The sequence below is a fragment of the Methylobacterium sp. E-005 genome, assembly GCF_022829725.1.
Taxonomy (GTDB): Bacteria; Pseudomonadota; Alphaproteobacteria; order Rhizobiales; family Beijerinckiaceae; genus Methylobacterium.
Genome location: NZ_JAKSYG010000172.1, coordinates 1 through 303, shown reverse-complemented (window position 1 = coordinate 303; position 303 = coordinate 1). Strand labels below are relative to the sequence as shown.

At 65.3% G+C, this 303-nt stretch carries 1 protein-coding gene; it reads right to left on the bottom strand.

All coding sequences use genetic code 11. From position 1 onward, the window contains the following. The coding region (locus MKK88_RS18945) for an ATP-binding cassette domain-containing protein (protein ID WP_244002413.1) at positions 1-303 on the bottom strand (303 nt) is incomplete at both ends.

Sequence of the window (303 nt, the reverse complement as noted above, 5' to 3'; positions counted from 1 at the left end):
CGCGCGGACGCTACGCCTGAGGCCAGTGACGGGACTCGGGGTACCGTCGGCATGCGTGCCCATCTGACGGATCGGGTTCAGCGAGGTAATCAGCGCCGTAAAGATAGCTCTGCTGTCGCTGCCTCGGATCTTGCGCATGTCGCTGTTGGGCAGATGGGGGAGGTTTTTTCCGTCGAACTTGATCGCGCCGGCGATGCGAGCCGGCGGCTCGGGCAGGAGCCGTAGAATCGACATCGAGGTCTCCGACTTGCCGCAGCCGGATTCGCCGACGAGCGACAGGGTCTCGCCCCGGGCCACCGTGAA